Genomic DNA, 25,152 nt, shown 5'->3' with positions numbered 1-25,152 from the left:
GCATGCGCATCATCCACCTCCTCGTCATCGGCGCGCTGATCTTCGCGGCGGCCTATGTCTACCGGATCAAGATGGATTCCACGGCGCGCACCGAGAAGGTGCTGCGGCTGCATGCGGAGATCCGCGAGCAGCGCGACGCGATCGCTTCGCTGCGGTCGGAATGGGCCAAGCTCGATGCGCCTCATCGGCTGCAGGGCCTGTCCGATCGGCATCTGCAGCTCAAGCCGGTCAACGGCACGCAATATGATTCGCTGAAGAATCTGCCGGAGCGCCCGCCGCGGATGTTCAGGCCGGGCGAGCCCGATCCGATCGGAGCCATGCTCAACACGATCGAAGCCGCGAGCGATCCTGACACTGTGACGGGCTCCGTGCCTCAGCCCGAGGACAATCAATGAGCGCTGCGACTCCGGCCAAACCTGCAGAACCCTGGCGCCAGCGGCTGATCCGCAGCCTGCTCTACGGGCGCAATGTCGACCGCGCCGCCAAGGCGCGCGCGCGCGTTGGCCTCGCCATGCTCGCCTTTGCCTCGATCTACGCCCTGATCGGCGGCCGGCTCGTGATGTTCGCGATCGGCGCGGATGCTCATGGCGCACGCCGCGCCGCGGCGCAGGAGGTGGTTGCGACCGCGCGCCCCGACATCGTCGACCGCAACGGCGCCATCCTTGCGACCGACGTCAAGGCGGCGAGCCTTTTCGGCGAGCCGCGCCGCATCATCGACAAGGACGAGGCGATCGAGCTTCTCACCGCCACCGTGCCCGATCTCGACGAGGCCGAGGTGCGCGAGCGCCTGAGGACGCGCAAGGGCTTCGTCTGGCTCAAGCGCGAGGTCACGGCGAAGCAGCAGCAGGCCATTCACAAGCTCGGCATTCCCGGCATCGGCTTCCTGCGCGAGAACAAGCGCGTCTATCCCACCGGCAACGAGGTCGCCCACCTCATCGGTCTCGTCAACATCGACAACCAGGGCATCGCCGGCATGGAGAAATGGCTCGACAATCAGGGCCTCGCCGATCTCCACCGCGCTGGCTTTGCCACCGACCGGCTGCAAAAGCCGATCGAGCTTTCGATCGATCTGCGCGTCGAGCATGCGCTGCGCGACGAGCTGTTGAAGGCCAAGGAGAAGTTCCACGCCAAGGCGGCGTCCGGCATCATCTCCAACGTCAAGACCGGCGAGGTCGTGGCGATGGTGTCCTTGCCGGATTTCGACCCCAACAATCCGAAGGAAGCGCACGACCCTGACCGCATCAACCGCCTGACCACCGGCGTCTACGAGATGGGCTCGACCTTCAAGGCGTTCACGCTGGCGATGGCGCTCGATTCCGGAAAGATCAATTTGAACACGTCTTGGGACGCGCGCGGAAACCTGCACTACGGCAAGTTCACCATCCACGACAGCCACCCGCTCGGACGTTTCATCAACACCAAGGAGGTGTTCACCTATTCGTCGAACATCGGCGCCGCGCGGATCGCGCTGAGCCAGGGCGTGGAGGCACACAAGGCGTTCCTCGCCAAGATGGGCCAGCTGTCGCGGCTGCGCACCGAACTGCCGGAGAGCGCTGCGCCGCTGGTGCCGCGACGCTGGGGGGAGCTGAACACCGTCACCATCGCGTTCGGCCAGGGCATGTCGGTGGCGCCGCTCCAGGCGGTGATGGGCATCAACGCGCTGGTGAACGGCGGCTATCTGATTCCGCCGACCTTCATGAAGCGCAGCGAGTCCGAGGCCGCGGCGATGGCCAAGCGCGTCATCAAGCCGGAGACCAGCGACAAGATGCGGTTCCTGATGCGGCTCAACGCCGAGATCGGCACCGCCAAGACCGCGGACATCAAGGGCTATTATGTCGGCGGCAAGACCGGCACGTCCGAAAAGGTCATCAACGGCCGATATGCCAAGAAGCGCGTGCTCAATTCCTTCACGGCGATCATGCCCTGCGACGATCCCAAATATCAGATCCTGATCATGCTGGACGAGCCGCAGGCGATTGCTGAAACGAAGGGTTTCATCACCTCGGGCTGGAACGCGGTGCCGACCGGCGGCAAGGTGATCGAGCGGATCGCGCCGCTTCTGGGCGTCGAGCCACGGTTCGACCTGCCGCCTGCGGAACGCCTTATTCTTGCAGCATCCAGGACAACCCAGTAATCAACGGGGTAGGCCATCGCCACGGCTGAGTCGGGATTTTCCCTAAGGATTCGGCTTTGCGGCAGGGCATGTCGACTGGAAGACCATGAAGCTCTCCGACCTGCTAGGCAATGATGCCGCGATCGAGCCCGCTGTCGCGGCGCTCGACGTGACCGGCGTTGCGCTCGACAGCCGCGTGGTCAGGCCGGGTGATCTCTTCTTCGCACTTGCGGGCAGCAAGACCGATGGCGCGCGGTTCATCGATGCTGCGATTGCCGCAGGTGCGGTCGCCGTCGTCGGTGACCATGCGCCTGACGGCAGCAAGGTGCCGTTCATCACGGTTGCCAATCCGCGGCGCGCGCTGGCGCTGGCCGCGGCGAGTTTCTTCCCCGCCCAGCCGGCGACCGTCGCGGCCGTGACCGGCACCAGCGGCAAGACCTCGGTCGCAGCCTTCACCCGCCAGATCTGGGAGTGGCTGGGGCATGCCTCCGCCAGCATCGGCACCATCGGCCTCGTCTCGCCCAAGCGCACGGTTTATGGCTCGCTGACGACGCCGGACCCGATCGCGCTGCACCGGCAGATCGACGAGATCGCGCGCGAGGGCGTCACACATCTCGCCTTCGAAGCGTCCTCGCACGGGCTCGATCAATACCGGCTCGATGGCGTGCGGGTTTCCGCTGGCGGCTTCACCAATCTTTCGCGCGACCACATGGATTATCATCCGACCGTCGCGCATTATCTTGCGGCGAAGCTCCGCCTGTTCCGCGAATTGGTGCCGCCTGACGGCGCGGCGGTGATCTCGGCCGATCATGATTGCTCGGCAGAAGTGATCGACGCGGCAAGATCGCGCGGCCTGCGCGTGATGACGGTCGGCCGCAACGGCGATAAGGCAGGCGAGGGCATCCGTCTCACTGAAGCCGTCGTCGAAGGTTTCTCGCAAAAGCTTACGGTCGAACATCGCGGCAAGGGCTATGCGATCCGGCTGCCGCTGGTTGGCGAATTCCAGATCGAGAACGCGCTGGTGTCGGCCGGCCTTGCGATCGGCACCGGCAGCGACGCGGCCAATGTGTTCGCGAGCCTTGAGCATCTTGAAGGCGCCAAAGGCCGGCTTGAACGCGTCGGCGAGCGCAACGGCGCGCCGATCTTCGTCGACTACGCGCACAAGCCCGACGCCCTCGCGAAGGCGCTGCAGGCGCTGCGTCCCTATGCCAAGCGTCGGCTGGTGGTCGTATTCGGTGCCGGCGGCGACCGCGATGCCGGCAAGCGGCCGATCATGGGCGAGATCGCGGCCGAGAACGCCGACGGCATCATCATCACCGACGACAATCCGCGCAGCGAGAAGCCGGAAGCGATCCGCGCCGCGATCCTCGCCACCGCCAAGGGCGCCCGCGAGATCGGCGACCGCGCCGCTGCCATCCGCGCCGCGATCGAGGAATTGCAGGAGGGCGATGCACTGCTCGTCGCCGGCAAGGGCCACGAGACCGGGCAGATCGTCGGCGGAGAGGTTCTGCCCTTCAGTGATCACGAGGCGGTCGCCGCCGCATTAGCGTCGAGGGTTGCATGAGCGCGCCGATATGGACGGTGGCCGAGGTGGCGCGTGCGCTGGGCGCTGCCGGATCGTTCCCGGACACACCGATCGATTTCGTTACCCAGGACAGCCGCCTGGTGAAGCCGGGTAGCCTGTTCGTGGCGCTGAGCGGCACCCCGAGCGGCGGCTTTGTCTCGGCCTTCGCCAGCGCGCGCGACGGCTGGGAGTTCGCGGACAAGGCTGAAGCTTCCGGCGCGGTCGCGATGATCGTGCCGCACGAGATCGCGGGCATCCGCGTTCCCCAGATCGTCGTCAAGGACACGCTGATCGACGGCCTCTGGGGCCTCGCACGCGCCGCGAGGGCGCGTTTCAAAGGACCGGTGATCGGGCTCACCGGCAGCGCCGGCAAGACCAGCACCAAGGAATTTCTGGCGGCCTATCCGAACGCCTATGCCAGCCCATCGAGCTTCAATAATTTCTGGGGCGTGCCGCTGACGCTGTGCAACGCGAAGCCAGACGCCAGCCTCTGGGTCGTCGAGATGGGCATGAACCAGAAAGGCGAGATCGCGCGGCTCAGCGAATTGACCCGGCCGACGGTCGCGCTGGTCGTCAACGTCCAGCCCGTGCATCTGGAAAAGCTCGGCTCGCTCGACGCGATCAGGCGCGAGAAGGTGTCGATCGCGCTCGGCCTATCCGGGGACGGGGTGCTGGTGCTGCCTGCGGGCATCAAGGCGCCTGACTGGAAGGGCAAGGTCGTACGCTTCGGCGAGAAAGCCGAGGTGCACGAGGTCGCGCACGCCCCGCATGGCGAGAGCTGGCAAGTCGTGGCCATGATCGGCAAAAAGGAGATCGCCTTCAGCTTGACGCCGGGCGCGCCGCATCGCGTGCAGAACGCACTGGCGGCGCTCGCCGCGATCCGTGCCGCCAATCTCGATCCGGCGACGCTTGCGATCAAGCTCGACCGGGTCGGCATCATGACCGGCCGCGGCGTCGAGCAGGCGGTCGGCGGTATCACCGTGATCGACGACAGTTTCAACGGCAATCCGGCCAGCGTTGCTGCCGCACTGCAAAGCCTCCAGGCGCGCAACATGACCGGCGGCCGCCGCGTTGCGGTGCTCGGCGACATGCTGGAGCTGGGCGAAGGTGCGCCGGACTATCACACCGCGCTCGTCAAGCATCTCGATGGTATTGACGGGGTCTACTGCGTCGGCCCCCTGATGCGCCACCTCTACGATGTGCTGCCGGCTGGCAAAGGCCTCGGCTGGCACGACGATCCCGCTACGCTGAAGCCGGGCGAGGTCGCAAATCTGCTGAGGGTGGGGGATGTCGTGGTTGTCAAGGGCAGCAAGAAGATGTTCTGGGTCAACAAGTTTGTGCCGGGCCTGGTGGCCGCCTTGCAGGCAAAGGCGTAAACTGCTTGGAAGGCGCCGTTCCCGAATCCCACCCTTTGCGGCCAAGCCGTCCGGTTTCCCCAGAGGTCGCCCGACCCATGATGAAGACCAGCGAATGCGCGTGAGGCACGTTGAGGCCAAGACCAAGGCCAAAACCCGCGTGCATAGGCGCCATAGGACCGACTGAATGTTTTACTGGCTGATCGAGCTCTCCAACACATTTCCGGGCTTCGGTGCGTTTCGCACCTTCCTGAACGTGTTCCGCTACATCACCTTCCGCACCGGCGGTGCGGTGGTCACCGGCGCGCTGTTCGTGTTCCTGTTCGGGCCCTGGATCATCGATCATTTGCGCATCCGCCAGGGCAAGGGCCAGCCGATCCGCACCGACGGTCCGCAATCGCATCTCGCCAAGAAGGGCACGCCCACCATGGGCGGGCTGATGATCCTGTCCGGCCTCACCGTCGGCACCGTGCTGTGGGCCAATCCACTCAACCCCTACGTCTGGATCGTGCTTGCGGTGACGCTCGGATTCGGCTTCGTCGGCTTCTATGATGATTACCTCAAGGTGACCAAGCAGACCACAACCGGGTTCGGCAGCAAGCTCCGCCTCTTGATCGAGGCGGTGATCGCGCTGGTGGCCTGCTACGCGCTGGTGCGGCTGAACCGCGACCCTGCCTCGACCGCGCTGACGGTTCCGTTCCTCAAGGATACGGTGCTGCATTTCGGCTGGTTCTTCGTCGTCTTCGGCGCCTTCGTCATCGTCGGCTCCGGGAACGCGGTGAACCTCACCGACGGTCTCGACGGTCTCGCCATCGTTCCCGTGATGATAGCGACCGCGAGCTTTGCGATGATCGCCTATCTCGCCGGCAACGCGGTGTTCGCCGAATATCTCCAGATCAAATATGTCGCCGGCACCGGCGAGCTCGCGGTGCTCTGCGGCGCGCTGCTGGGCGCCGGCCTCGGCTTCCTCTGGTTCAACGCGCCGCCGGCCTCGATCTTCATGGGCGACACCGGCTCGCTCGCGCTCGGCGGCATGCTGGGTGCCATCGCGGTCGCGGTGAAGCACGAGATCGTGCTCGCGGTGATCGGCGGCCTGTTCGTGCTGGAGGCGGTCTCCGTCATCGTGCAGGTGGTGTCGTTCAAGCTCACGGGCAAGCGCATCTTCCGGATGGCGCCGATCCATCACCATTTCGAGCAGCTCGGCTGGACCGAGCCGCAGATCGTGATCCGCTTCTGGATCATCTCGGTGATGCTGGCGCTCGCCGGGCTTTCCACGCTGAAGCTGCGGTGATCGAGCGATGATCCCCGTTACGTCCTTTGCCGGCAAGTCCGTTGCGGTGTTCGGCCTTGGCGGTTCGGGGCTCGCCTCCTGCCACGCGCTGAAGGCCGGCGGCGCCGAGGTGATCGCGGCCGACGACAATGCAGAGAACGTCGCCAAGGCCGCGCAGGCCGGCTCCATCACCGCCGACTTACGCAACATCTCCTGGGCGAGGTTCGCCGCCCTCGTGCTCGCGCCGGGCGTGCCGCTGACCCATCCCGTGCCGCACTGGAGCGTGCTGAAGGCGCGCGAGGCAGGCGTCGAGGTCATCGGCGACATCGAGCTGTTCTGCCGCGAGCGTCGCCGGCATGCCCCGAATGCGCCATTCGTCGCCATCACCGGCACCAACGGCAAGTCGACCACGACGGCGCTGATCGCGCATCTCACCAAGGTCGCCGGCTACGATACCCAGATGGGCGGCAATATCGGCACCGCGATCCTGTCGCTGGAGCCGCCGCGCATGGGCCGCGTCCACGTCATCGAGATGTCGTCCTACCAGATCGACCTCACGCCCTCGCTCGATCCCTCGGTCGGCATTCTGCTCAATGTCAGCGAAGACCATATCGACCGTCACGGCACCATCGCGCATTACGCTGCGGTGAAGGAGCGCCTCGTTGCGGGCGTGCAAGACGGCGGCACCGCGATCGTCGGCGTCGACGACGGGTTTTGCCGCGACATCGCCGACCGGCTCGACCGCGCCGGCAAGAACGTGGTGCGCATCTCGGTCAAGAACCCGCTGGCGAGCGGCATCCATGTCGAGCACGGCAGTATCGTGCGCACGGCAGGCGGCGCGCGTAGCGAGGTCGCAAAGCTCGGCGGCATCGGCTCGCTGCGGGGCCAGCACAATGCGCAGAACGCGGCCTGCGCTGCCGCCGCCGCGCTCGCGATGGGCATCAGCTTGGAGGTGTTGCAGAACGGTCTGCGCAGCTTTCCCGGCCTTGCGCATCGCATGGAGCAGGTCGGCCGCCGCGGCGATGTGCTGTTCGTCAACGATTCCAAGGGCACCAACGCGGACGCCACCGCACATGCGCTGTCGTCCTTCTCGGATATATTTTGGATCGCCGGCGGCAAGCCGAAGGCGGGCGGCATCACTAGCCTCACCGGCTTCTTCCCGCGCATCCGAAAAGCCTATCTGGTTGGCGAGGCCGCGCAGGAGTTTTCGGGAACACTGGGCACAGTTCCGCACGAGATCAGCCAGACGCTGGACGTCGCCGTCGAGCATGCCGCGCGCGATGCGGAAGCCTCAGGCCTCCAAGATGCGGTCGTGTTGCTGTCGCCCGCCTGCGCCTCCTTCGACCAGTACCGCAACTTCGAAATCCGCGGCACCAAGTTCCGCGAGCTGGTTCAGGCGCTGCCGGGCGTGAAGCCGGTGGTGTGAGGCCGGTGGTGTGACGCCCGAGTGGGGTGACGTATGAATTTGCTAGGCGCCTGGCTGGTAGATGAGACCGATGAGTTGGCGTTGGCGCGTTTGGGAAATGTCCTGCTTGAGTTCGATGAAAGTGGTGGGCTGCGCTACACCATTCGTGAGCAGGACAAACGTCAAATCATCAATCTTCGATATCGGGTGGAGGGCTCGACGATTGTTACCGACCAGCCCTCCGCGCCCCACGTTGAGCGCACGGAATTCTCCTTCGCAGAGAATGGCGTTCTGACCCTCAGCTTTGGCGGCGTGCCATACCGGTTCGTCAAGGCACTTGGTCGGTAGCCCACAGGGCTTCTCTCAAAAGTTACCCGTGTCCTTAACCCCCCAGTAACCAACCTCGGCGACCAATGGAGCGACCTCTGTCCGAAAGCGGCCGCCCATGCTCTCCCGTGAAGAACGCACCCCCTTTTCCGAGTGGTGGTGGACCGTCGACAAGCCGCTGATGGGCGCCATCCTGGCGTTGATGCTGACCGGGGTGATCCTGTCGCTGGCGGCGAGCCCACCGGTTGCGACCCGCATCGGGCTCGATCCCTTCCACTTCTTCAGCCGCCACGTGCTGTTCCTCCTCCCGTCCTGCCTGGTGCTGCTCGGCGTGTCGTTCCTGTCGCCGCGCGCGATCCGCCGCTCGGCGCTGATCATCTTCGCGGCCAGCATCATCCTGATCGTGCTGACGCTCGCGATCGGCCCTGAAGTGAAGGGCTCGCGGCGCTGGATCACGCTGCTCGGCGTCAACATCCAGGCCTCCGAGATCGCAAAGCCGTCCTTCGTCGTGATCGCCGCCTGGCTGTTCGCGGAATCGACCAAGCGGCCGGAGATGCCGGCGACCTCGATGGCGCTGGTGCTGCTCTTGATGCTTGTCGCGCTCTTGGTGATGGAGCCGGACTTCGGCCAGACCATGCTGATCCTGATGGTGTGGGGCTCGCTGTTCTTCATCGCGGGCATGCGCATGATCTGGGTGTTCGGTCTTGCCGGGCTCGGTGCGGCTGGCCTGTTCAGCGCCTATCTGTTCGTCCCTCACGTGGCGGGGCGCATCAAGCGCTTCATGAACCCGGCCTCCGGCGACACCTTCCAGGTCGATACCGCCATGGAGGCCTTCTACAACGGCGGGTGGTTCGGGCTCGGGCCGGGCGAGGGCATCGCCAAGCGCAGCCTGCCGGACAGCCACACCGATTTCGTGTTCGCGGTTGCCGCTGAAGAGTTCGGCATCATCCTGTGCCTGGCGATGCTGACGCTGTTCGCCTTCGTCGTCATCCGCACGCTGTCGCGCGCCTATGCCAACGAGGACATGTTCTCGCGCTTTGCGGCTTCAGGGCTCGCGATCCTGTTCGGCGTGCAGGCTGCGATCAACATGTCGGTGAACCTGCAGCTGATCCCCGCCAAGGGCATGACGCTGCCCTTCATCTCCTATGGCGGCTCCTCGATCGTGTCGCTGGCCTATGGCGTCGGCATGATGCTGGCGCTGACGCGGCTGCGCCCACGCACCGAGGTCGAGGCCAGCGGCCACGCCGACGCGATGCGGAGTTACGCCTAACCGCTCTCGTGCCCCGGACCAGCGAAGCGCAGAGCCGGGACCCATAGTGCGGTGAGCATGGGCCCCGGTTCAGCAGCGCACCACGCTGCGAAGGGCAGCGCGCTGCGCTGCGCCCGGGGCACGCGCACCGTCTCGCCATGTTGGATGAACCCCTGTAAAAGTCCTCCACCATGGACAATTCCTCCCTGATTCTTCTCGCCGCAGGCGGCACCGGCGGCCATCTGTTTCCGGCCGAGGCGCTCGGCGTCGAACTGATCCGGCGCAGCTATCGCGTCCGCCTCGTCACGGACGAGCGCGCGCTGCGCTATAGCGGGCTGTTCAGCAAGGACATGATCGACGTCGTCAGTAGCGAGACCGCACGCGGCCGCAATCCGTTTCAGCTCGCCTATGCCGGTCTCACGCTCGTTGCCGGCACGCTGTCCGCCTACGCGCTGATCAAGCGATTGAAGCCCGTCGCCGTCGTCGGCTTCGGCGGCTATCCGACGCTGCCGCCGCTGGTCGCTGCGAAATTCGCGGGCGTGCCCGGCATCATCCACGACGCCAACGCGGTGCTGGGCCGCGCCAACCGGTTCCTGTCGAGGCATGTGCGCGCCATCGCGACGTCCTTGCCTGGCGTGCTCGACCGCGATCCGGCGCTCTCTGGAAAGACCACGACGGTCGGCACGCCGATGCGGCCCGCGGTCCTCGCCGCCGCTGCCGTACCCTATGCCGCGCCCGAGGTGAACGGCCCGCTGCGCCTGCTCGTGGTCGGCGGCAGTCAGGGCGCGCGCATCATGGCCGACATCGTGCCGGGCGCCATCGAGCGCCTCGAGCCCGCGCTGTGGAGCCGGCTCGTCCTGACCCAGCAGGTGCGCGACGAGGACATGACCCGCGTCCGCGCGGTCTACGACAAGCTCAAGATCAAAGTGGAGCTGGCGCCGTTCTTCACGGATCTGCCGGCGCGGCTTGCTTCCAACCACCTGATCGTGTCGCGCTCCGGCGCCGGCACGGTGGCCGAGCTCGCCGCGATCGGCCGGCCCTCGATCCTGGTGCCGCTGCCCGGCTCGATCGACCAGGATCAGTTCGCCAATGCCGGTGTGCTGGTCAAAGTCGACGGCGCGATCCGCATCCCGCAGACCGAGTTCACCTCGAATCGCCTGGCCGCTGAAATCTCCGCTTTCGCCGCCGAGCCCGCGCGCCTCGCCGCCATGGCCGCGGCCGCGAAGGGGGCAGGGCGGCTCGATGCCGCCGAGCGGCTGGCCGATCTGGTGGTCAAGGTCGCAGGAATCTGACGCGAAAAAGCCCTTGTCTTCGCCTTCTAAAGCGGGGCATCCAGTAACAAAGGACGCGGCTGATTTGGCCGTGACCTTCGCCAGATACCGCCTGTGCAAGGCGGCGAGGTCAGGGAACAGAGCATGAGACTGCCGCGCGAGATCGGACCCATCCACTTCGTCGGGATCGGCGGGATCGGTATGAGCGGCATCGCCGAGGTGCTGGTCAATCTCGGCTATGCCGTGCAGGGCTCCGACGCGTCCGATAATTACAATCTCGACCGTCTGCGCAAGAAGGGCGCGACAGTCTCGGTTGGTCACAGGAGCGAGAATGTCGACGGCGCCGAGGTCGTCGTGGTCTCCACCGCGATCAAGCGCGACAACCCGGAACTGATGGCGGCGCGCGAACGGCGCATTCCCGTGGTGCGCCGCGCCGAGATGCTGGCGGAGCTGATGCGGCTGAAGAGCTGCGTCGCCATCGCCGGCACCCACGGCAAGACCACGACGACCACGATGGTGGCAACGCTGCTCGACGCCGGCGGGCTCGATCCCACCGTCATCAACGGCGGCATCATCAACGCCTACGGCTCCAACGCGCGCCTCGGCGCCGGCGACTGGATGGTGGTGGAGGCGGACGAAAGCGACGGCACCTTCCTGAAGCTGCCGACCGATGTTGCGATCGTCACCAATGTCGACCCCGAGCATCTCGATCACTTCAAGACCTTCGACGCCGTGCAGGATGCCTTCCGCCACTTCGTCGAGAACCTGCCGTTCTACGGCTTTGCCGTGATGTGTATCGATCATCCCGTGGTGCAGAGCTTGGTCGGCAAGATCGAGGATCGCCGCATCATCACCTACGGCGAGAACCCGCAGGCCGATGCCCGGCTGGTCGATCTCACCGCGGTCGGCGGCGGCTCGAAATTCAAAGTCGTGATCCGCGATCGCAAGAGCGGGGCCGTGCACGAGATCGCCGACCTCGCCCTGCCGATGCCGGGCCGGCACAACGCTTCGAACGCGACGGCTGCGATTGCGGTCGCGCATGAGCTCGGCGTGTCGGACGAGGCGATCCGCAAGGCGCTGGCCGGCTTCGGCGGCGTCAAGCGCCGCTTCACCAAGACTGGCGAATGGAACGGCGTCACTGTGATCGACGATTACGGCCATCACCCCGTGGAGATCGCGGCCGTGCTGAAGGCGGCCCGAGATTCCTACACCGGCAAGGTCATCGCCGTGGTGCAGCCGCATCGTTACACCCGCCTGCAATCGCTGTTCGAGGAATTCTGCACCTGCTTCAACGACGCCGATGCGGTTGTTGTCGCCGACGTCTATGCCGCGGGCGAAGCGCCGATCGACGGCATCGACCGCGATCACTTCGTCGAAGGCCTCCGCGCGCACGGGCATCGCGAGGTAATCCCACTGCCGGGAGCGTCGGAGCTCGCGGGCATCGTCAAGGGTCTGGCGCAGCCCGGCGATCTCGTCGTGTGCCTCGGCGCCGGCAACATCACGCAATGGGCGTATGCGCTGCCCGGTGAATTGAAGGCGCTGGGGTAGGACGGTGGGCTTTCCCGACATCACGCCAGCTCTCAAAGCCGCGATGCCTGATCTTCGCGGCCGGCTGCTGGCCAACCAGTCGCTCGCCGAGCTCACCTGGTTTCGCGTCGGCGGCCCGGCTCAGGTGCTGTTCACGCCGGCGGATGAGGACGACCTCGCTTATTTCCTCGCGCATCTCGCGTCCGACATTCCCGTCTATGTCGTCGGCGTCGGCTCCAACCTGATCGTGCGCGACGGCGGCATTGCGGGCGTGGTGATCCGGCTCGCGCCGCGCGCCTTCGGCGAAGCGAACGCGAGCGGCGATGTCGTCACTGCCGGCGCTGCCGCGCTCGACAAGCGCGTGGCGGAGGTCGCCGCCTCGGCCAATATCGGCGGGCTTGAATTCTATTTCGGCATTCCCGGCACCATCGGCGGTGCGCTGCGCATGAATGCGGGCGCCAATGGCGGTGAGACCAAGGACGTGCTGATCGAGGCGAGGGGCGTCGGGCGCGACGGCACGAAGCGCGTGTTCTCCAATCCCGACATGAAGTTCGTCTATCGCAACAGCGGCGTCGATCCCTCCATCATCTTCACCTCCGCGCGCTTTCGCGGTGAGATCAGGGACACGGAGGCGATCCGCGCGCGCATGGCGGAGGTGCAAAGCCATCGCGAGACCGCACAGCCGATCCGCGAGAAGACCGGCGGCTCGACCTTCAAGAATCCGCCCGGCCATTCCGCCTGGAAGCTGGTGGACGCTGCCGGCTGCCGCGGCCTGCGCGTCGGCGGCGCTGAAGTCTCCGAGATGCACTGCAATTTCCTGATCAACACCGGCGATGCCACCGCGCACGACATCGAGACGCTGGGCGAGACCGTGCGCGAACGGGTGAAGGCAAATTCCGGAATTGAGCTACACTGGGAAATCAAGCGGATCGGGATTCCCGGCTAACTTAGACAGGCGACGAGAGACCATGCGCATCACCATCCTCTTCGGCGGCTCCAATCGGGAACGTCTCGTCTCGGTCGCCTCGGCGCAGGCGCTGCATCAGGCATTGCCCGAGGCTGATCTCTGGTGGTGGGACGTCGAGGACAAGGTGCATGTCGTGCAGTCGAAGCAACTGCTCGAACATGCCCGGCCCTTCGAGGACGAGTTCAAGCCGGGCACGCGTGGCATTCCGCTGGAGCAGGCGCTCGACCAGGCCAAGGCTGAGAACCGCGTGCTGGTGCTCGGCCTGCATGGCGGACGTGCCGAGAACGGCGAATTGCAGGTGATGTGCGAGGCGCGCGGCGTCCCCTTCACCGGATCGGGCTCGGCCTCCTCGCATCTCGCCTTCGACAAGATCGCGGCCAAGCACTTCGCCGCGCTCGGCGGCGTGACGCCGCCGAGCAACATTGCGCTCGTCGACATCGACGAGGCTTTCGCCGAGTACGGCCGGCTGATCGCAAAGCCGGCGCGCGACGGATCGAGCTACGGCCTGATCTTCGTCAACGCCAAGCAGGATCTTGTCGCCGTCCGCAATGCGGCCAAGCACGAAGAATATGTGATCGAACCCTATATCGCCGGCGTCGAGGCGACCTGCGGCGTGCTGGAGCGCGCCGATGGTTCGATCATCTCGCTGCCGCCGATCGAGATCATTCCGGGCGAGGGCAGTTTCGACTACGCCGCAAAATATCTCCTGAAGTCGACCCAGGAGATCTGCCCCGGCCGTTTCGCACCCGAGATCACCGCCGCGCTGAAGGCGCAGGCGATGCTGGCGCACCGCGCAATGTCCTGCTCCGGCTATTCCCGGTCGGACTTCATCGTCTCGGACAGGGGCCTCGTCTATCTCGAGACCAACACGCTGCCCGGGCTGACCAAGTCCTCGCTCTACCCCAAGGCGCTGAAAGCCGAGGGCATCGAATTCGTCGACTTCCTGCGCGGCCTCGTCGAGCTCGCCGAGCGGGGCGTCCGGAAATAATTAGGACTGGTTAACGGCCGAATGGGCGAAACGGGCCGGTTTGGCGCCCAAAGCCGGTAAAATGCCGGACATCGCGGCATAAATGCCTCACATAGCGGGGCAAAATGCGCCGGACGTTAACGAACTTTACCTTTTGTTTACCAGGACGTCCGAAGGTTAACGCTGGCGGCGCATATGGCGCTTTGGCTGCCGGCGCGTGAGCTGTCGCGGGTGATGTCACCTCCAGCGAACGCTTTGAAGGGGAGAGGTTTTCTTCTGCTGAAGACCAGCACCCGGCCCGGCATGTCCAAGACGTCATGTTCGCCAGGATCCGCGCGGTGTCGCGGGCAAACTGTTGACGAGCTCGTGCAATGGATGGAGCAGGAAGCCTCACCCGGTCGCTTTTCAGATCGCTGAGGCCCCAAGCCGACCTGAAGGCGGCCGCGATCGGAGCGGTCGTGCTTCTGCGCGAGTGGCTGCAGGACAAGCGCGACGAGAAGCGCGCTGCCGCTAAGGACAAGATCAAGATCAAGTCCAGAGCAAAGGCCGTCGTCGAGCGCGAGCCGCCGCCGCGCGTGATCGCACTCGTCGAGCGCTACCTGCCGCGCCGGGTCGGGATCAGCATGACCGTGCTGCTGCTGATCGGAAGCTGCGGCTTCGGCATCGTCAAGGGCGGCCATCTCCAGGATTTCATCACCGCGGTCAGCGATGCCCGCAACGCGCTGGCCAATTCCGCCGGGTTCCGCATCACCTCCGTCGTGATCAACGGCCGCAAGCAGCTCACCCAGGACGAGATCCTGGCGATCGGCGGCGTCAGCGGCCGCTCCTCGCTGCTGTTCCTCGATGCCGACGCGGTGCGCGACAAGCTCAAGGCCAATCCCTGGATCGCGGATGCGACCGTGCTGAAGCTCTATCCGGGCCAGCTCATGATCGAGCTCACCGAGCGCAAGGCGTTTGCGCTGTGGCAGGAGGCTGGCCGGCTCTCGGTCATCGCCGATGACGGCGCCGTGCTCGAGCCCTACGTCTCGCGCCGCTTCCTGTCGTTGCCGCTCGTGGTCGGCAAGGGCGCCGAAACCCAGGCCCGCGATTTCCTCGCGCTGCTGGCGCGCTATCCGCAGGTCAATGCGGTGACGAAAGCCGCGATCTTCGTCGGCGAGCGGCGCTGGAATCTGAGGCTCAAGGATGGCCTCGACATCCGCCTGCCCGAGCAGGACGTCGGCAACGCGCTGGCGATGCTGTCCAAGCTCGACAAGGAGGACCGGCTGTTCTCCCGCGACATCGTCGCCGTGGACATGCGCCTGCCCGATCGATTGGTGGTGCAGCTGTCCGAGGACGCCGCCAAGGCGCGCGAGGATCTGTTCAAGGACAAGAAGAAAAAGAAGGCCGGGGATTCCGCATGACCGGTCTCGATCGCACCCAGACGCCGAAGACGCGCCCGATGCCGCACAAGCGCGGCGGCCTCGTCGCCTGTCTCGACATCGGCACCAGCAAGATCGCCTGCATGATCGCGCGGCTGAAGCCGTCGCCGCCGAGCGAGGCGCTGCGCGGCCGCACCCATGCGGTGGAACTGATCGGATACAGCCAGATCCAGTCGCGCGGCATGAAGGCCGGCGCGGTGATCGATCTGACCGAATGCGAGCAGGCGGTGCGCCAGGCCGTTGCGCTTGCGGAGAAGATGGCCAAGGTGCGGGTCGAGTCCGTGCTGCTCTCGGTCTCCGGCGGCCGGCTTTCCGGCCAGCTGGTCGAAGCCGCCGCCGACATCCGTGGTGGCGCCGTGACGCAGGCCGACGTCAGCCGCGTCACCTCCACCGGAATGCGTCACGCCACCGGCGAAGGCCGCACCGTGCTGCATGCGCTGCCGGTCGGCTACACGCTCGATGGCGTCAAGGGCATCCGCGATCCTCGCGGCATGGTTGCCCATCAGTTCGGCATCGACATGAACGTCGTCACTTGCGATGCCACCGTGGCGCGGAACCTGATGCTGGCGGTGGAGCGCTGCCACATCAATGTCGAAGCCATGGCGGCGAGCCCCTATGTGGCCGGCCTGTCCGTGCTGACCGACGACGAAGCCGATCTCGGCGCCGCCGTCGTCGAGATGGGCGCGGGCACCACCACGATTGCCGTTTATTCAGGCGGCCGTTTCGTGCATGCGGCCGGTTTTGCGGTCGGCGGGCAACACATCACGATGGATCTCGCGCGCGGACTCTCCGCGACCATTGCCGATGCGGAGCGAATCAAGACGTTATACGGGACCGTCATCACCGGCGGATCGGACTCGCGTGAGCTGATGTCTGTGCCGACCGCCGGTGACGAGCAGGATCTGCCGCAGATCGTCTCTCGCGCCACCATCGCCAACATCGTCAAGCACCGTGCCGAGGAAGTCTTCGAAATGGTTCGGGACAAGTTGAAGGATTCGCCCTTCGCCTCAGAGCCCAACGGCCGCGTCGTGCTTTCGGGCGGAGCCTCGCAGCTCACCGGCCTCGTCGAACTCGGAACCCAGATTCTCGGCCGGCCCGTGCGGGTCGGACGTCCGCTCGGCTTTGGCCGGCTGCCGAACGAGGCGAAGAACGCCGCGTTCGCGGTGCCGGCCGGACTTCTCGTCTACCCGCAATATGTTCATCTCGAACATGTCGAACCGCGGCATACGCGGCAGCAGGTCAAGACAGGGACGGGCGGTTATTTCGGAAAGGTCGGACGATGGCTACGCGAGGGCTTCTGATGACTCCTTTCCGCAATTATCGATTTTCACCAACTCCCGCGGCCACCGGCCGGGGCGAACCCACGCGCGCGTGATCGAGAGGCAGCAACCATGACCATCAGCATCAACGTTCCTGATATTCACGAACTGAAGCCCCGGATCACCGTGTTCGGCGTCGGCGGCGCCGGTGGCAACGCCGTCAACAACATGATCACGGCGGGCCTTCAGGGCGTCGACTTCGTGGTCGCCAACACCGACGCGCAGGCGCTGACGATGTCGAAGGCGCAGCGCATCGTGCAGATGGGCACCGCGGTCACGCAAGGGCTCGGCGCCGGCTCGCAGCCGAACGTCGGCGCCGCGGCGGCGGAAGAGGTGATCGACGAGCTGCGCGACCATCTCTCGGGCGCCAACATGGTGTTCGTCACCGCCGGCATGGGCGGCGGCACCGGCACCGGTGCGGCTCCCGTGATCGCCAAGACCGCGCGCGACATGGGCATCCTCACCGTCGGCGTCGTGACCAAGCCGTTCCACTTCGAGGGCGGTCGCCGCATGCGCACCGCTGAAGCCGGCATCAACGAGCTGCACAAGGTCGTGGACACGCTCCTGATCATCCCAAACCAGAACCTGTTCCGGGTTGCCAACGAGAAGACTACCTTCGCCGACGCCTTCGCGATGGCGGACCAGGTGCTCTATTCGGGCGTTGCCTGCATCACCGACCTGATGGTCAAGGAAGGCCTGATCAATCTCGACTTCGCCGACGTCCGCGCCGTCATGCGCGAGATGGGCAAGGCGATGATGGGCACGGGCGAGGCCTCCGGCGACAAGCGCGCGCTGACCGCCGCTGAAGCTGCAATCGCCAACCCGCTGATCGACGATAGCTCGATGAAGGGCGCCAAGGGCCTCCTTATCTCCATCACCGGCGGCAAGGACCTCACTTTGTTCGAGGTCGACGAAGCCGCGACCCGCATCCGCGAAGAGGTCGACCAGGACGCCAACATCATCGTCGGCGCGACCTTCGACGAAGCGCTCGATGGCCTGATCCGCGTCTCGGTCGTCGCCACCGGCATCGAGCAGGCCGCGATCGCCCGCAACAGCCAGGCGACCTCCGCTCCCGTCGCGAACGCGGCACCGCAGGCGCAGCAGGCACCGGCTGCTCCGGCCGCAGCCGCCGAGAGCCGTCTCGCCGACCTGACCGCGCGGCTCCGTGAAGACAATCGGCGCATGGCCGAGCGCGCCCAGAAGCTGGAAGCGCAGAGCCCGGCCACTGCTTCGGCTCCGGCTGCTCCGGTCGCGCCGCGCCCGAACGTCGAGCGTGCTGCGCTCGCCGCCATCGCGGCTGCCGTCGCCGAAGTCCCTCAGGCCTCCGCGCCGCAGACCTATGGCGACGTCACCGTGCGCCCGATCGCCCAGAAGCCGACCCTGTTCCCGGAGCCTGACATGGCCCCGGTCGCGATGCAGGAGCCGATGACGCCGGAAAACTTCATCCCGCCGCAGGCCGAGCGTCCCGTCCGTGCGCCGCGGATGCCGCGCATCGACGAGCTGCCGATGCCGGCCCAGGCCGAGCTTCGCCAGGCTCGCGGTGAGGTCGAGCAGGAAGCGCCGCAGAAGAGCCGCCTGTCGCTGCTCCAGCGCCTCGCCAATGTCGGCCTCGGCCGTCGCGACGAGGAAAGCGAGCCACAGGTCGCGGCCCGCACCGCCGGTCCCGCGATGCCGCCGCTGCCCGAGCGCCGGCCGCAGAAGACCGTGGCGCAGCAGATCGCATCGAGCGAGCCGGTATCGGAGTATGCCCGTCGGCCCGCGCCGCAGGGCTTGGACATGCATGGCCGTCCCGCGCCTGTTGCGCCGGCGCCACAGGGTGACGACCATCTTGATATCCCGGCCTTCCTGCGGCGGCAGGCGACCTGAGGATTGTTACAATAAGGCAGACGAAAAAAGGTCCCGGCAACAAGCTTGCCGGGACCTTTCCTTTTGTCCCGTGCATGCCCGGATTGTCCGAGCAAGCAACTGATTTTAAATCATTAATTACGTGTTCGGGTGTTCAGTAAAACTGCCGGCAACGGCCCCGAACCTCGGCGCAATTTGGTTAAGCCTTGGCGCGAATACGGCAGGTTTGGGGTAACAATCGGTAAAAAAGCGTGAGTTGGCGCTGTTTGGGGCAGTGACTATGGTTTGCCGTGACTTGGGGATACGGATTCGCGGCGCCGGCACTGGCCGGCCAAGTGGGTCTAGTATAAGTCGCAGTGGGTCGTAGTGGGGCGGGTTCCTGATGAAATTTAGCCGGCAAACAACGCTTCGTGCGCAAGCCTCAGTGGCAGGCGTGGGCGTTCATTCCGGTCTTCCCGTCACCCTCACGCTTGGGCCTGCGCCTGTCGACGCGGGCTTTATCTTTCTCCGGACGGGCCTTGAGGGAAGCGATCGCGAAGTTCAGGCGACCGCTGACCAAGTGATCGCGACCGACTTCGCCACTGTCCTCGGCGATCGCAACGGTCCGCTGGTCTCGACTGCCGAGCACGTGCTTGCTGCACTGCGGGGGATGGGTGTCGACAACGCCACCATCGAGATCGACGGTCCGGAAGTGCCGATCATGGACGGCAGCGCCGCGGCCTTCATTGCGGCGATCGACCAGGCCGGCATCGTGACCCAGCCTGCACAGCGCCGCTTCATTCAGGTTTTGAAGCCGATCTCGGTCAAGATCGGCGACTCCTTCGGCGAGATCAGGCCCTACGCCAACGGGTTCTCCGTCGAGGTCGAGATCGACTTCACCAATCCGGTCATCGGCCAGCAGGCTTACGCTTTCGACCTCAGCCCGGAACGTTTCCGCCGCGAAGTCGGCCGGGCCCGGACCTTCGGTCTGATGTCCGACGTCGCGCGGCTCTGGAGCGCGGGTTATGCCCTCGGCGCCTCCTTCGACAACACCGTCGTGTTCGACGACGAGCGCCTGCTCAACACCGAGGGCCTGCGCTACGCCGATGAATGCGCCCGCCACAAGGTGCTGGACGTGATCGGCGATCTCTCGCTGGCCGGCCTGCCGCTGCTTGGCGCCTACCGCTCGGTGCGTGGCGGCCACAAGCTCAACCACGCTGTGCTGACCGCGTTGCTCGCCGACCGTACCGCCTGGCGGGTGGTCGAGGGCGAGGCGGCCCGCCGCACCAGCCGTCCTCAGGGCGAAGTCGGTCGCGGTATCGTCGGCGGCCGGATCGCTGCCGCCTACGGGCCGGACGTGTCCTGACGGCCTTGCCGTCGCGGGCCTTGCCGTCGCAGATTCTGGCCGCGGCGTTACCCGGGAAACTCCTGGTAACCATGATCGGCTAGCATTGCGGCACGTTCGCCTTAATCCGGGCGAAATGCCTGCCTATCCGGTTGGTTAAAGATCGCTTTTCGGATACATCGGCGTGGTCGCATGGCAGGCACCACGGTCACATTTCGCGCCCATGACGGGGTTCATGGGCTGGCGGGCACCGCATCACAGGGCGTCAGGGCTTAAACTCATGTCGGCACAGCGTATGACGCGCGGATATTTCTCGGTCTCGTCGCGAGCCCGTGGGCTGCTTCAGGCCGTCACCTTCATCATGCTCGCGCTGCCACTCGCGGGCTGTGGCACGGGCGCGCTCTGGGACAAGTTCACCGCCAAGGACGACACCTTCGTCGAGGAGCCCGCCGACAAGATCTACAATGAGGGCCTGTACCTCATGAACGAGAAGAAGGACATGAAGGCGGCGAACAAGAAGTTCGAAGAGGTCGACCGCCAGCATCCTTATTCCGAATGGGCCCGTAAATCGCTGCTGATGTCGGCCTATGCGTCCTACCAGAGCGGCGACTACGACGGCTGCATCGGCGCCGCCACCCGCTACGTCACGCTGCATCCCGGCAGCCCGGATGCGGCCTATGCGCAATATTTGATCGCGGCCTCCCATTACGATCAGATCCCGGACACCAGCCGGGACCAGACCCGCACCGAGAAGGCGATCGCCGCTCTGGAAGAGGTGGTGCGCAAATATCCGAACTCGGAATATGCGACTTCGGCCAAGGCCAAGATCGAGGGTGCGCGCGACCAGCTCGCCGGCAAGGAAATGAACGTCGGCCGCTACTACGCGCAGAAGCGCGACTACACCGCGGCGATCAACCGCTACAAGACCGTCGTCACGCAGTATCAGACCACCCGCCATGTCGAGGAGGCGCTGTTCCGGCTCACCGAGGCCTATATGGCGATCGGCATCGTCGGCGAGGCGCAGACCGCGGCCGCCGTGCTTGGGCACAATTTTCCTGACAGTCGCTGGTACAAGGACGCCTATAATCTTGTAAAATCCGGCGGTCTCGAACCGAGCGAGAATCAGGGGTCCTGGATCAGCCGGACCTTCAAGAAAATGGGTCTCGGCTAGGAAATTTGGTTCCATGCTGGCGCGTCTGTCGATCCGTGACATCGTCCTGATCGAACGGCTCGATATCGAATTCGCCACCGGGCTCGCGGTTTTGACCGGCGAGACTGGTGCGGGCAAATCCATCCTGCTCGATGCCTTTGCGCTGGCGCTCGGCGGCCGCGGCGACGCTGGCCTCGTGCGCCACGGCGCGGAGCAGGGGCAGGTCACTGCCATGTTCGATATCCCCAGAGATCACCCCGCGACGAAGATCCTCGCCGAGAACGGTCTGGACGATACCGGGGAGATGATCTTGCGCCGCGTGCAGCTCGCCGACGGCCGCACCCGCGCCTTCATCAACGACCAGTCGATCAGCGTGCAGACGCTGAAGGCGGTCGGCGCCGCCCTGGTCGAGATCCACGGCCAGCACGACGAGCGCGCGCTGGTCGATGCCGCCACGCACCGCCGCCTGCTCGACGCGTTCGCCGGCCTGGAAAAGGACGTCGCCGCGGTCGAAACATTGTGGGACGCGCGCCGCACCGCCAACACCGCGCTGGAGGAGCATCGCGCCGGCATGGAGCGCGCCGCGCGGGAGGCCGATTACCTGCGCCATGCCTCGGACGAGCTGAAGCAGCTCGCACCCAAGGACGGCGAGGAGACTTCGCTCGCCCATCGCCGCACCACCATGATGCAGGGCGAGAAGATCGCCTCCGATTTGCGCGAGGCGCAGGAAGCGGTCGGCGGCAACCATTCTCCGGTCGCGGCGCTGTCGGCCGCGGTACGCCGGCTGGAGCGCCGCGGCGTCAATTCGCCGGCGCTGGTCGAACCTGCCGTGAAGGCGATCGACGCGGCGATCAACGCGTTGGAGGAGGCCGACCAGCATCTGCAAGCCGCGCTGGCCGCGACCGATTTCGATCCGTCAGAGCTCGAACGCATCGAGGAACGGTTGTTCGCATTGCGCGCCGCCTCGCGCAAATATTCGACGCCGGTCGACGGGCTCGCCGCGCTGGCGGCGAGATATGCCGCCGACGTCGTGCTGATCGATGCCGGCGCCTCGCGGCTGAAGAAGCTGGAGCAGGCCGCGATCGAGGCAGATAGCCGCTATGCCGCCGCCGCCAAGAAGCTGTCGATGGCACGGCAGAAATCGGCAGAGAAGCTCAACAAGGCCGTCAATGCCGAGCTCGCGCCGCTCAAGCTCGACCGCGCCAAGTTCATGACCCAGGTCGAGACCGACGAGGCCGCGCCTGGGCCGCAAGGCTTCGACCGCGTCGAGTTCTGGGTGCAGACCAATCCGGGCACCAAGCCGGGGCCGCTGATGAAGGTCGCCTCCGGCGGCGAGCTGTCGCGCTTTCTGCTCGCGCTCAAGGTCGTGCTGTCCGACCGTGGCTCCGCGCCGACGCTGGTGTTCGACGAGATCGACACCGGCGTGGGCGGTGCGGTCGCCGACGCCATCGGCGGGCGCCTGGCGCGGCTTGCCGGCAAGGTCCAGGTGATGGCCGTGACCCACGCCCCGCAGGTTGCCGCCCGCGCCGATCAGCATCTGCTCATCTCCAAGGATGCGCTCGACAAGGGCAAGCGCGTCGCCACCCGCGTCAATGCGCTCGCCGCCGACCACCGCCGCGAGGAAATCGCGAGGATGCTTGCCGGCGCCGAGATCACGGCCGAGGCGAGGGCGGCCGCGGAACGGCTGCTCAAGGCGGCAACGGCGTAGGTCTCGTGTCCCGGACGCGATGCAGCGCGTAGCGCACCGCACCGGACGATGCTTCGCATCACCGGGAGCGCGGCGCTGCGTCCGGGGCATGAGATTTCCACACGCCTTTACCGTGCTACCCGCTCCGTCGTATCCAAGCACCATGGCCAGAGCAGCAAAATCCAAAGCTACACCGCCCCGCGCCGTCGCCGACCTCACCAAGGCCCAAGCCAAGGTCGAGCACATGCGGCTCGCGCTCGAGATCGAGGGGCATAACGAGCGCTACTATCAGGAAGACGCGCCCACCGTCACCGATGCCGAATACGACGCGTTACGCCAGCGCTTCAACGCCATCGAGAAGCGCTTTCCGGAATTTGTCACGGCGGACTCGCCCTCGCAGAAGGTCGGCGCGGCGCCGTCCGGCCGATTCAAGAAGGTGCGGCATTCCGTTCCGATGCTGTCGCTCGACAATGCCTTTGCGGAGGAGGACGTGCGCGACTTCGTCGGGCGCATCGTGCGCTTCCTGAAGCTCGGCGACGACGAGGTCAATTTCTCCGCCGAGCCGAAGATCGACGGCCTCTCGATGTCGCTACGCTATGAGGGTGGCGAGCTCGTCACCGCGGCGACGCGTGGCGACGGCGCGGTCGGCGAGGACGTCACCGCCAACATCCGTACCCTCGAAGACGTGCCGCAGAAGCTGAAAGGCCGCAATGTCCCCGACATCTGCGAGGTCCGCGGCGAGGTCTACATGACCAAAAGGGCGTTCCTCGCGCTCAACGAGCGGCAGAAGGCGGCGGGCGATACCATCTTCGCCAATCCGCGCAACTCGGCCGCAGGCTCGCTCCGGCAGAAGGACCCGACGATCACCGCCTCGCGCCCCCTCGGCTTCTTTGCCTATGCCTGGGGCGAGATGAGCGCGATGCCCGAGGGGATGCAGAGCGGCATGATCGGCTGGTTCGAGCGCTGCGGCTTCAAGACCAACCCGTTGACCAAGCTGTGCCACTCCGTCGAGGAGTTGCTCGCATTCCATCACGCCATCGAGGAGCAGCGCGCACGGCTCGACTACGATATCGACGGCGTCGTCTACAAGGTCGACCGCATCGACTGGCAGGAGCGCCTGGGCTTCGTCTCGCGCACGCCGCGTTGGGGCATCGCGCACAAATTCCCGGCCGAGCGCGCCATGACCGTGCTGCGCGACATCGAGATCCAGGTCGGTCGCACCGGCTCGTTCACGCCGGTCGGCAAGCTCGAACCGGTCGGCGTCGGCGGCGTGATCGTGCAGAACGTCACGCTGCACAATGAGGATTACATCAAGGGCATCGGCAACAAGGGCGAGGTGCTGCGCGAGGGCCGCGACATCAGGATCGGCGACACCGTCGTGATCCAGCGCGCCGGCGACGTCATCCCGCAAGTGGTCGACGTGGTCCTCGACAAGCGGCCGAAGACGGCCAGGGAATTCCACTTCCCGAAGAAATGCCCGTGCCCGCTGCATACCGACGTCACGCGCGAGGAGACGGCGGCGGGCGAAGAGGGCTCGCGCGCCCGCTGCACCGGCGAGTTCGCCTGCCCCTACCAGAAGATCGAGCACCTCAAGCTGTTCGTGTCGCGCCGCGCCTTCGACATCGACGGTCTCGGCGAGAAGCAGCTGCAGTATTTCTTCGACGAAGGATGGGTCAAGGAGCCCGCCGACATCTTCACGCTGGAGAAGCGCAACTCGAAGCTCAAGCTCGAGGAGATCGAGGGCTATGGCGCGACCTCGGTGCGCAATTTGTTCGGCGCCATCGAGAGCCGGCGCAAAATCGCGCTGGAGCGCTTCGTCTACGCGCTCGGCATGCGCCATGTCGGCGAGACCACGGCGCTGGCGCTGGCCCGCGGCTACGGCTCCTGGGATGCCTTCCACGACGCCTGCCTCAAGGTCGCCAAGGGTGACGAGGAGGCGATGGCCGACATGGACGCGCTCGACCAGATCGGCGACACTGTGATCAAGAGCATCGCCGATTATTTCGGCGAGAGCCACAATCGCGGCATCGTGGAGCGGCTGACCAGCGAAGTCCAGATCATCGACGCCGAGAAGCCGAAGAGCAATTCGGCCGTCGCGGGCAAGACCGTGGTGTTCACGGGATCGCTGGAGAAGATGACGCGCGACGAGGCCAAGGCCACCGCAGAGCGCTTGGGGGCAAAGGTGTCCGGCTCGGTGTCGAAGAAGACCGATCTTGTTGTCGCCGGTCCCGGCGCCGGCTCGAAACTCGCCGAGGCCAACAAGCACGGCGTCAAGGTGCTGACCGAGGACGAGTGGCTGAAGCTGATCGGGGAGTGAGGTCTCGCTTTCGTCATTGCGAGGAGCCCGCGACAAAATTGCGAAGCAATTTTGCGCTGGCGACGAAGCAATCCAGA

At 65.8% G+C, this 25,152-nt stretch carries 19 protein-coding genes; all 19 read left to right on the top strand.

Going from position 1 to position 25,152, the window contains the following annotated elements:
• Nucleotides 1-2: 2 nt before the first annotated feature.
• Complete coding sequence (locus tag IVA79_RS18040) at nt 3-395, top strand: hypothetical protein (protein WP_247555014.1); 393 nt, start codon at nt 3-5, stop codon at nt 393-395.
• Complete coding sequence (locus tag IVA79_RS18035; protein WP_247555012.1) at nt 392-2,134, top strand: penicillin-binding protein 2; 1,743 nt, start codon at nt 392-394, stop codon at nt 2,132-2,134. The genes IVA79_RS18040 and IVA79_RS18035 overlap by 4 nt, the downstream gene beginning before the upstream one ends.
• Nucleotides 2,135-2,219: 85 nt before the next feature.
• A complete protein-coding gene (locus tag IVA79_RS18030) occupies nt 2,220-3,677 on the top strand; it encodes a UDP-N-acetylmuramoyl-L-alanyl-D-glutamate--2,6-diaminopimelate ligase (RefSeq protein WP_247555010.1) in 1,458 nt (485 codons plus the stop codon).
• Nucleotides 3,674-5,053 (top strand): UDP-N-acetylmuramoyl-tripeptide--D-alanyl-D-alanine ligase, encoded by a 1,380-nt coding sequence (gene murF / locus IVA79_RS18025; RefSeq protein ID WP_247555007.1) that lies wholly within the window; start codon nt 3,674-3,676, stop codon nt 5,051-5,053. Before IVA79_RS18030 ends, murF begins: the two co-directional genes overlap by 4 nt.
• Nucleotides 5,054-5,219: 166 nt before the next feature.
• Complete coding sequence (gene mraY / locus IVA79_RS18020; RefSeq protein WP_247555005.1) at nt 5,220-6,323, top strand: phospho-N-acetylmuramoyl-pentapeptide-transferase; 1,104 nt, start codon at nt 5,220-5,222, stop codon at nt 6,321-6,323.
• 7 nt (nt 6,324-6,330) lie between these two features.
• Entirely contained in the window at nt 6,331-7,728 is a 1,398-nt protein-coding gene (murD, locus tag IVA79_RS18015; RefSeq protein ID WP_247555003.1) for a UDP-N-acetylmuramoyl-L-alanine--D-glutamate ligase, read from the top strand.
• Nucleotides 7,729-7,761: 33 nt separating this feature from the next.
• Nucleotides 7,762-8,055 carry a hypothetical protein gene (locus tag IVA79_RS18010; protein ID WP_247555002.1) on the top strand — a complete coding sequence of 98 codons (294 nt, stop codon included), beginning with the start codon at nt 7,762-7,764 and terminating at the stop codon, nt 8,053-8,055.
• Between the two features lie 97 nt (nt 8,056-8,152).
• On the top strand, nt 8,153-9,304 hold the full coding sequence (gene ftsW, locus IVA79_RS18005; protein ID WP_247555000.1) for a putative lipid II flippase FtsW: 1,152 nt from the start codon (nt 8,153-8,155) through the stop codon (nt 9,302-9,304).
• 170 nt (nt 9,305-9,474) lie between these two features.
• Complete coding sequence (gene murG / locus IVA79_RS18000; protein WP_247554997.1) at nt 9,475-10,575, top strand: undecaprenyldiphospho-muramoylpentapeptide beta-N-acetylglucosaminyltransferase; 1,101 nt, start codon at nt 9,475-9,477, stop codon at nt 10,573-10,575.
• A gap of 123 nt (nt 10,576-10,698) precedes the next feature.
• Nucleotides 10,699-12,102 carry a UDP-N-acetylmuramate--L-alanine ligase gene (murC, locus tag IVA79_RS17995; RefSeq protein WP_247554995.1) on the top strand — a complete coding sequence of 468 codons (1,404 nt, stop codon included), beginning with the start codon at nt 10,699-10,701 and terminating at the stop codon, nt 12,100-12,102.
• A gap of 4 nt (nt 12,103-12,106) precedes the next feature.
• A complete protein-coding gene (gene murB / locus IVA79_RS17990; RefSeq protein WP_247554992.1) occupies nt 12,107-13,027 on the top strand; it encodes a UDP-N-acetylmuramate dehydrogenase in 921 nt (306 codons plus the stop codon).
• 22 nt (nt 13,028-13,049) lie between these two features.
• Entirely contained in the window at nt 13,050-14,036 is a 987-nt protein-coding gene (locus IVA79_RS17985) for a D-alanine--D-alanine ligase (RefSeq protein ID WP_247554990.1), read from the top strand.
• Nucleotides 14,037-14,386: 350 nt separating this feature from the next.
• Nucleotides 14,387-15,415, top strand: a complete 1,029-nt coding sequence (locus tag IVA79_RS17980) for a cell division protein FtsQ/DivIB (RefSeq protein WP_247554989.1) — start codon at nt 14,387-14,389, stop codon at nt 15,413-15,415.
• Nucleotides 15,412-16,734 carry a cell division protein FtsA gene (gene ftsA / locus IVA79_RS17975; protein ID WP_247554987.1) on the top strand — a complete coding sequence of 441 codons (1,323 nt, stop codon included), beginning with the start codon at nt 15,412-15,414 and terminating at the stop codon, nt 16,732-16,734. Before IVA79_RS17980 ends, ftsA begins: the two co-directional genes overlap by 4 nt.
• A gap of 90 nt (nt 16,735-16,824) precedes the next feature.
• Nucleotides 16,825-18,618: a cell division protein FtsZ gene (gene ftsZ / locus IVA79_RS17970; RefSeq protein ID WP_247554985.1), complete on the top strand. Its 1,794-nt coding sequence runs from the start codon at nt 16,825-16,827 to the stop codon at nt 18,616-18,618.
• A gap of 361 nt (nt 18,619-18,979) precedes the next feature.
• Nucleotides 18,980-19,942: a UDP-3-O-acyl-N-acetylglucosamine deacetylase gene (gene lpxC, locus IVA79_RS17965; RefSeq protein ID WP_247554983.1), complete on the top strand. Its 963-nt coding sequence runs from the start codon at nt 18,980-18,982 to the stop codon at nt 19,940-19,942.
• A 259-nt stretch (nt 19,943-20,201) separates the two neighbouring features.
• Nucleotides 20,202-21,092: an outer membrane protein assembly factor BamD gene (locus IVA79_RS17960; protein WP_247554981.1), complete on the top strand. Its 891-nt coding sequence runs from the start codon at nt 20,202-20,204 to the stop codon at nt 21,090-21,092.
• Between the two features lie 13 nt (nt 21,093-21,105).
• Nucleotides 21,106-22,779: a DNA repair protein RecN gene (recN, locus tag IVA79_RS17955; protein WP_247554978.1), complete on the top strand. Its 1,674-nt coding sequence runs from the start codon at nt 21,106-21,108 to the stop codon at nt 22,777-22,779.
• 142 nt (nt 22,780-22,921) lie between these two features.
• Nucleotides 22,922-25,075, top strand: coding sequence for an NAD-dependent DNA ligase LigA (gene ligA, locus IVA79_RS17950; protein ID WP_247554976.1), 2,154 nt, complete (start codon nt 22,922-22,924; stop codon nt 25,073-25,075).
• Nucleotides 25,076-25,152 lie beyond the last annotated feature (77 nt).

The organism is Bradyrhizobium sp. 138 (assembly GCF_023074075.1).
Taxonomy (GTDB): domain Bacteria; phylum Pseudomonadota; class Alphaproteobacteria; order Rhizobiales; family Xanthobacteraceae; genus Bradyrhizobium.
The sequence above is the reverse complement of the archived record's forward strand: the minus strand, read 5'-3'. Positions and strand labels throughout refer to the sequence as shown.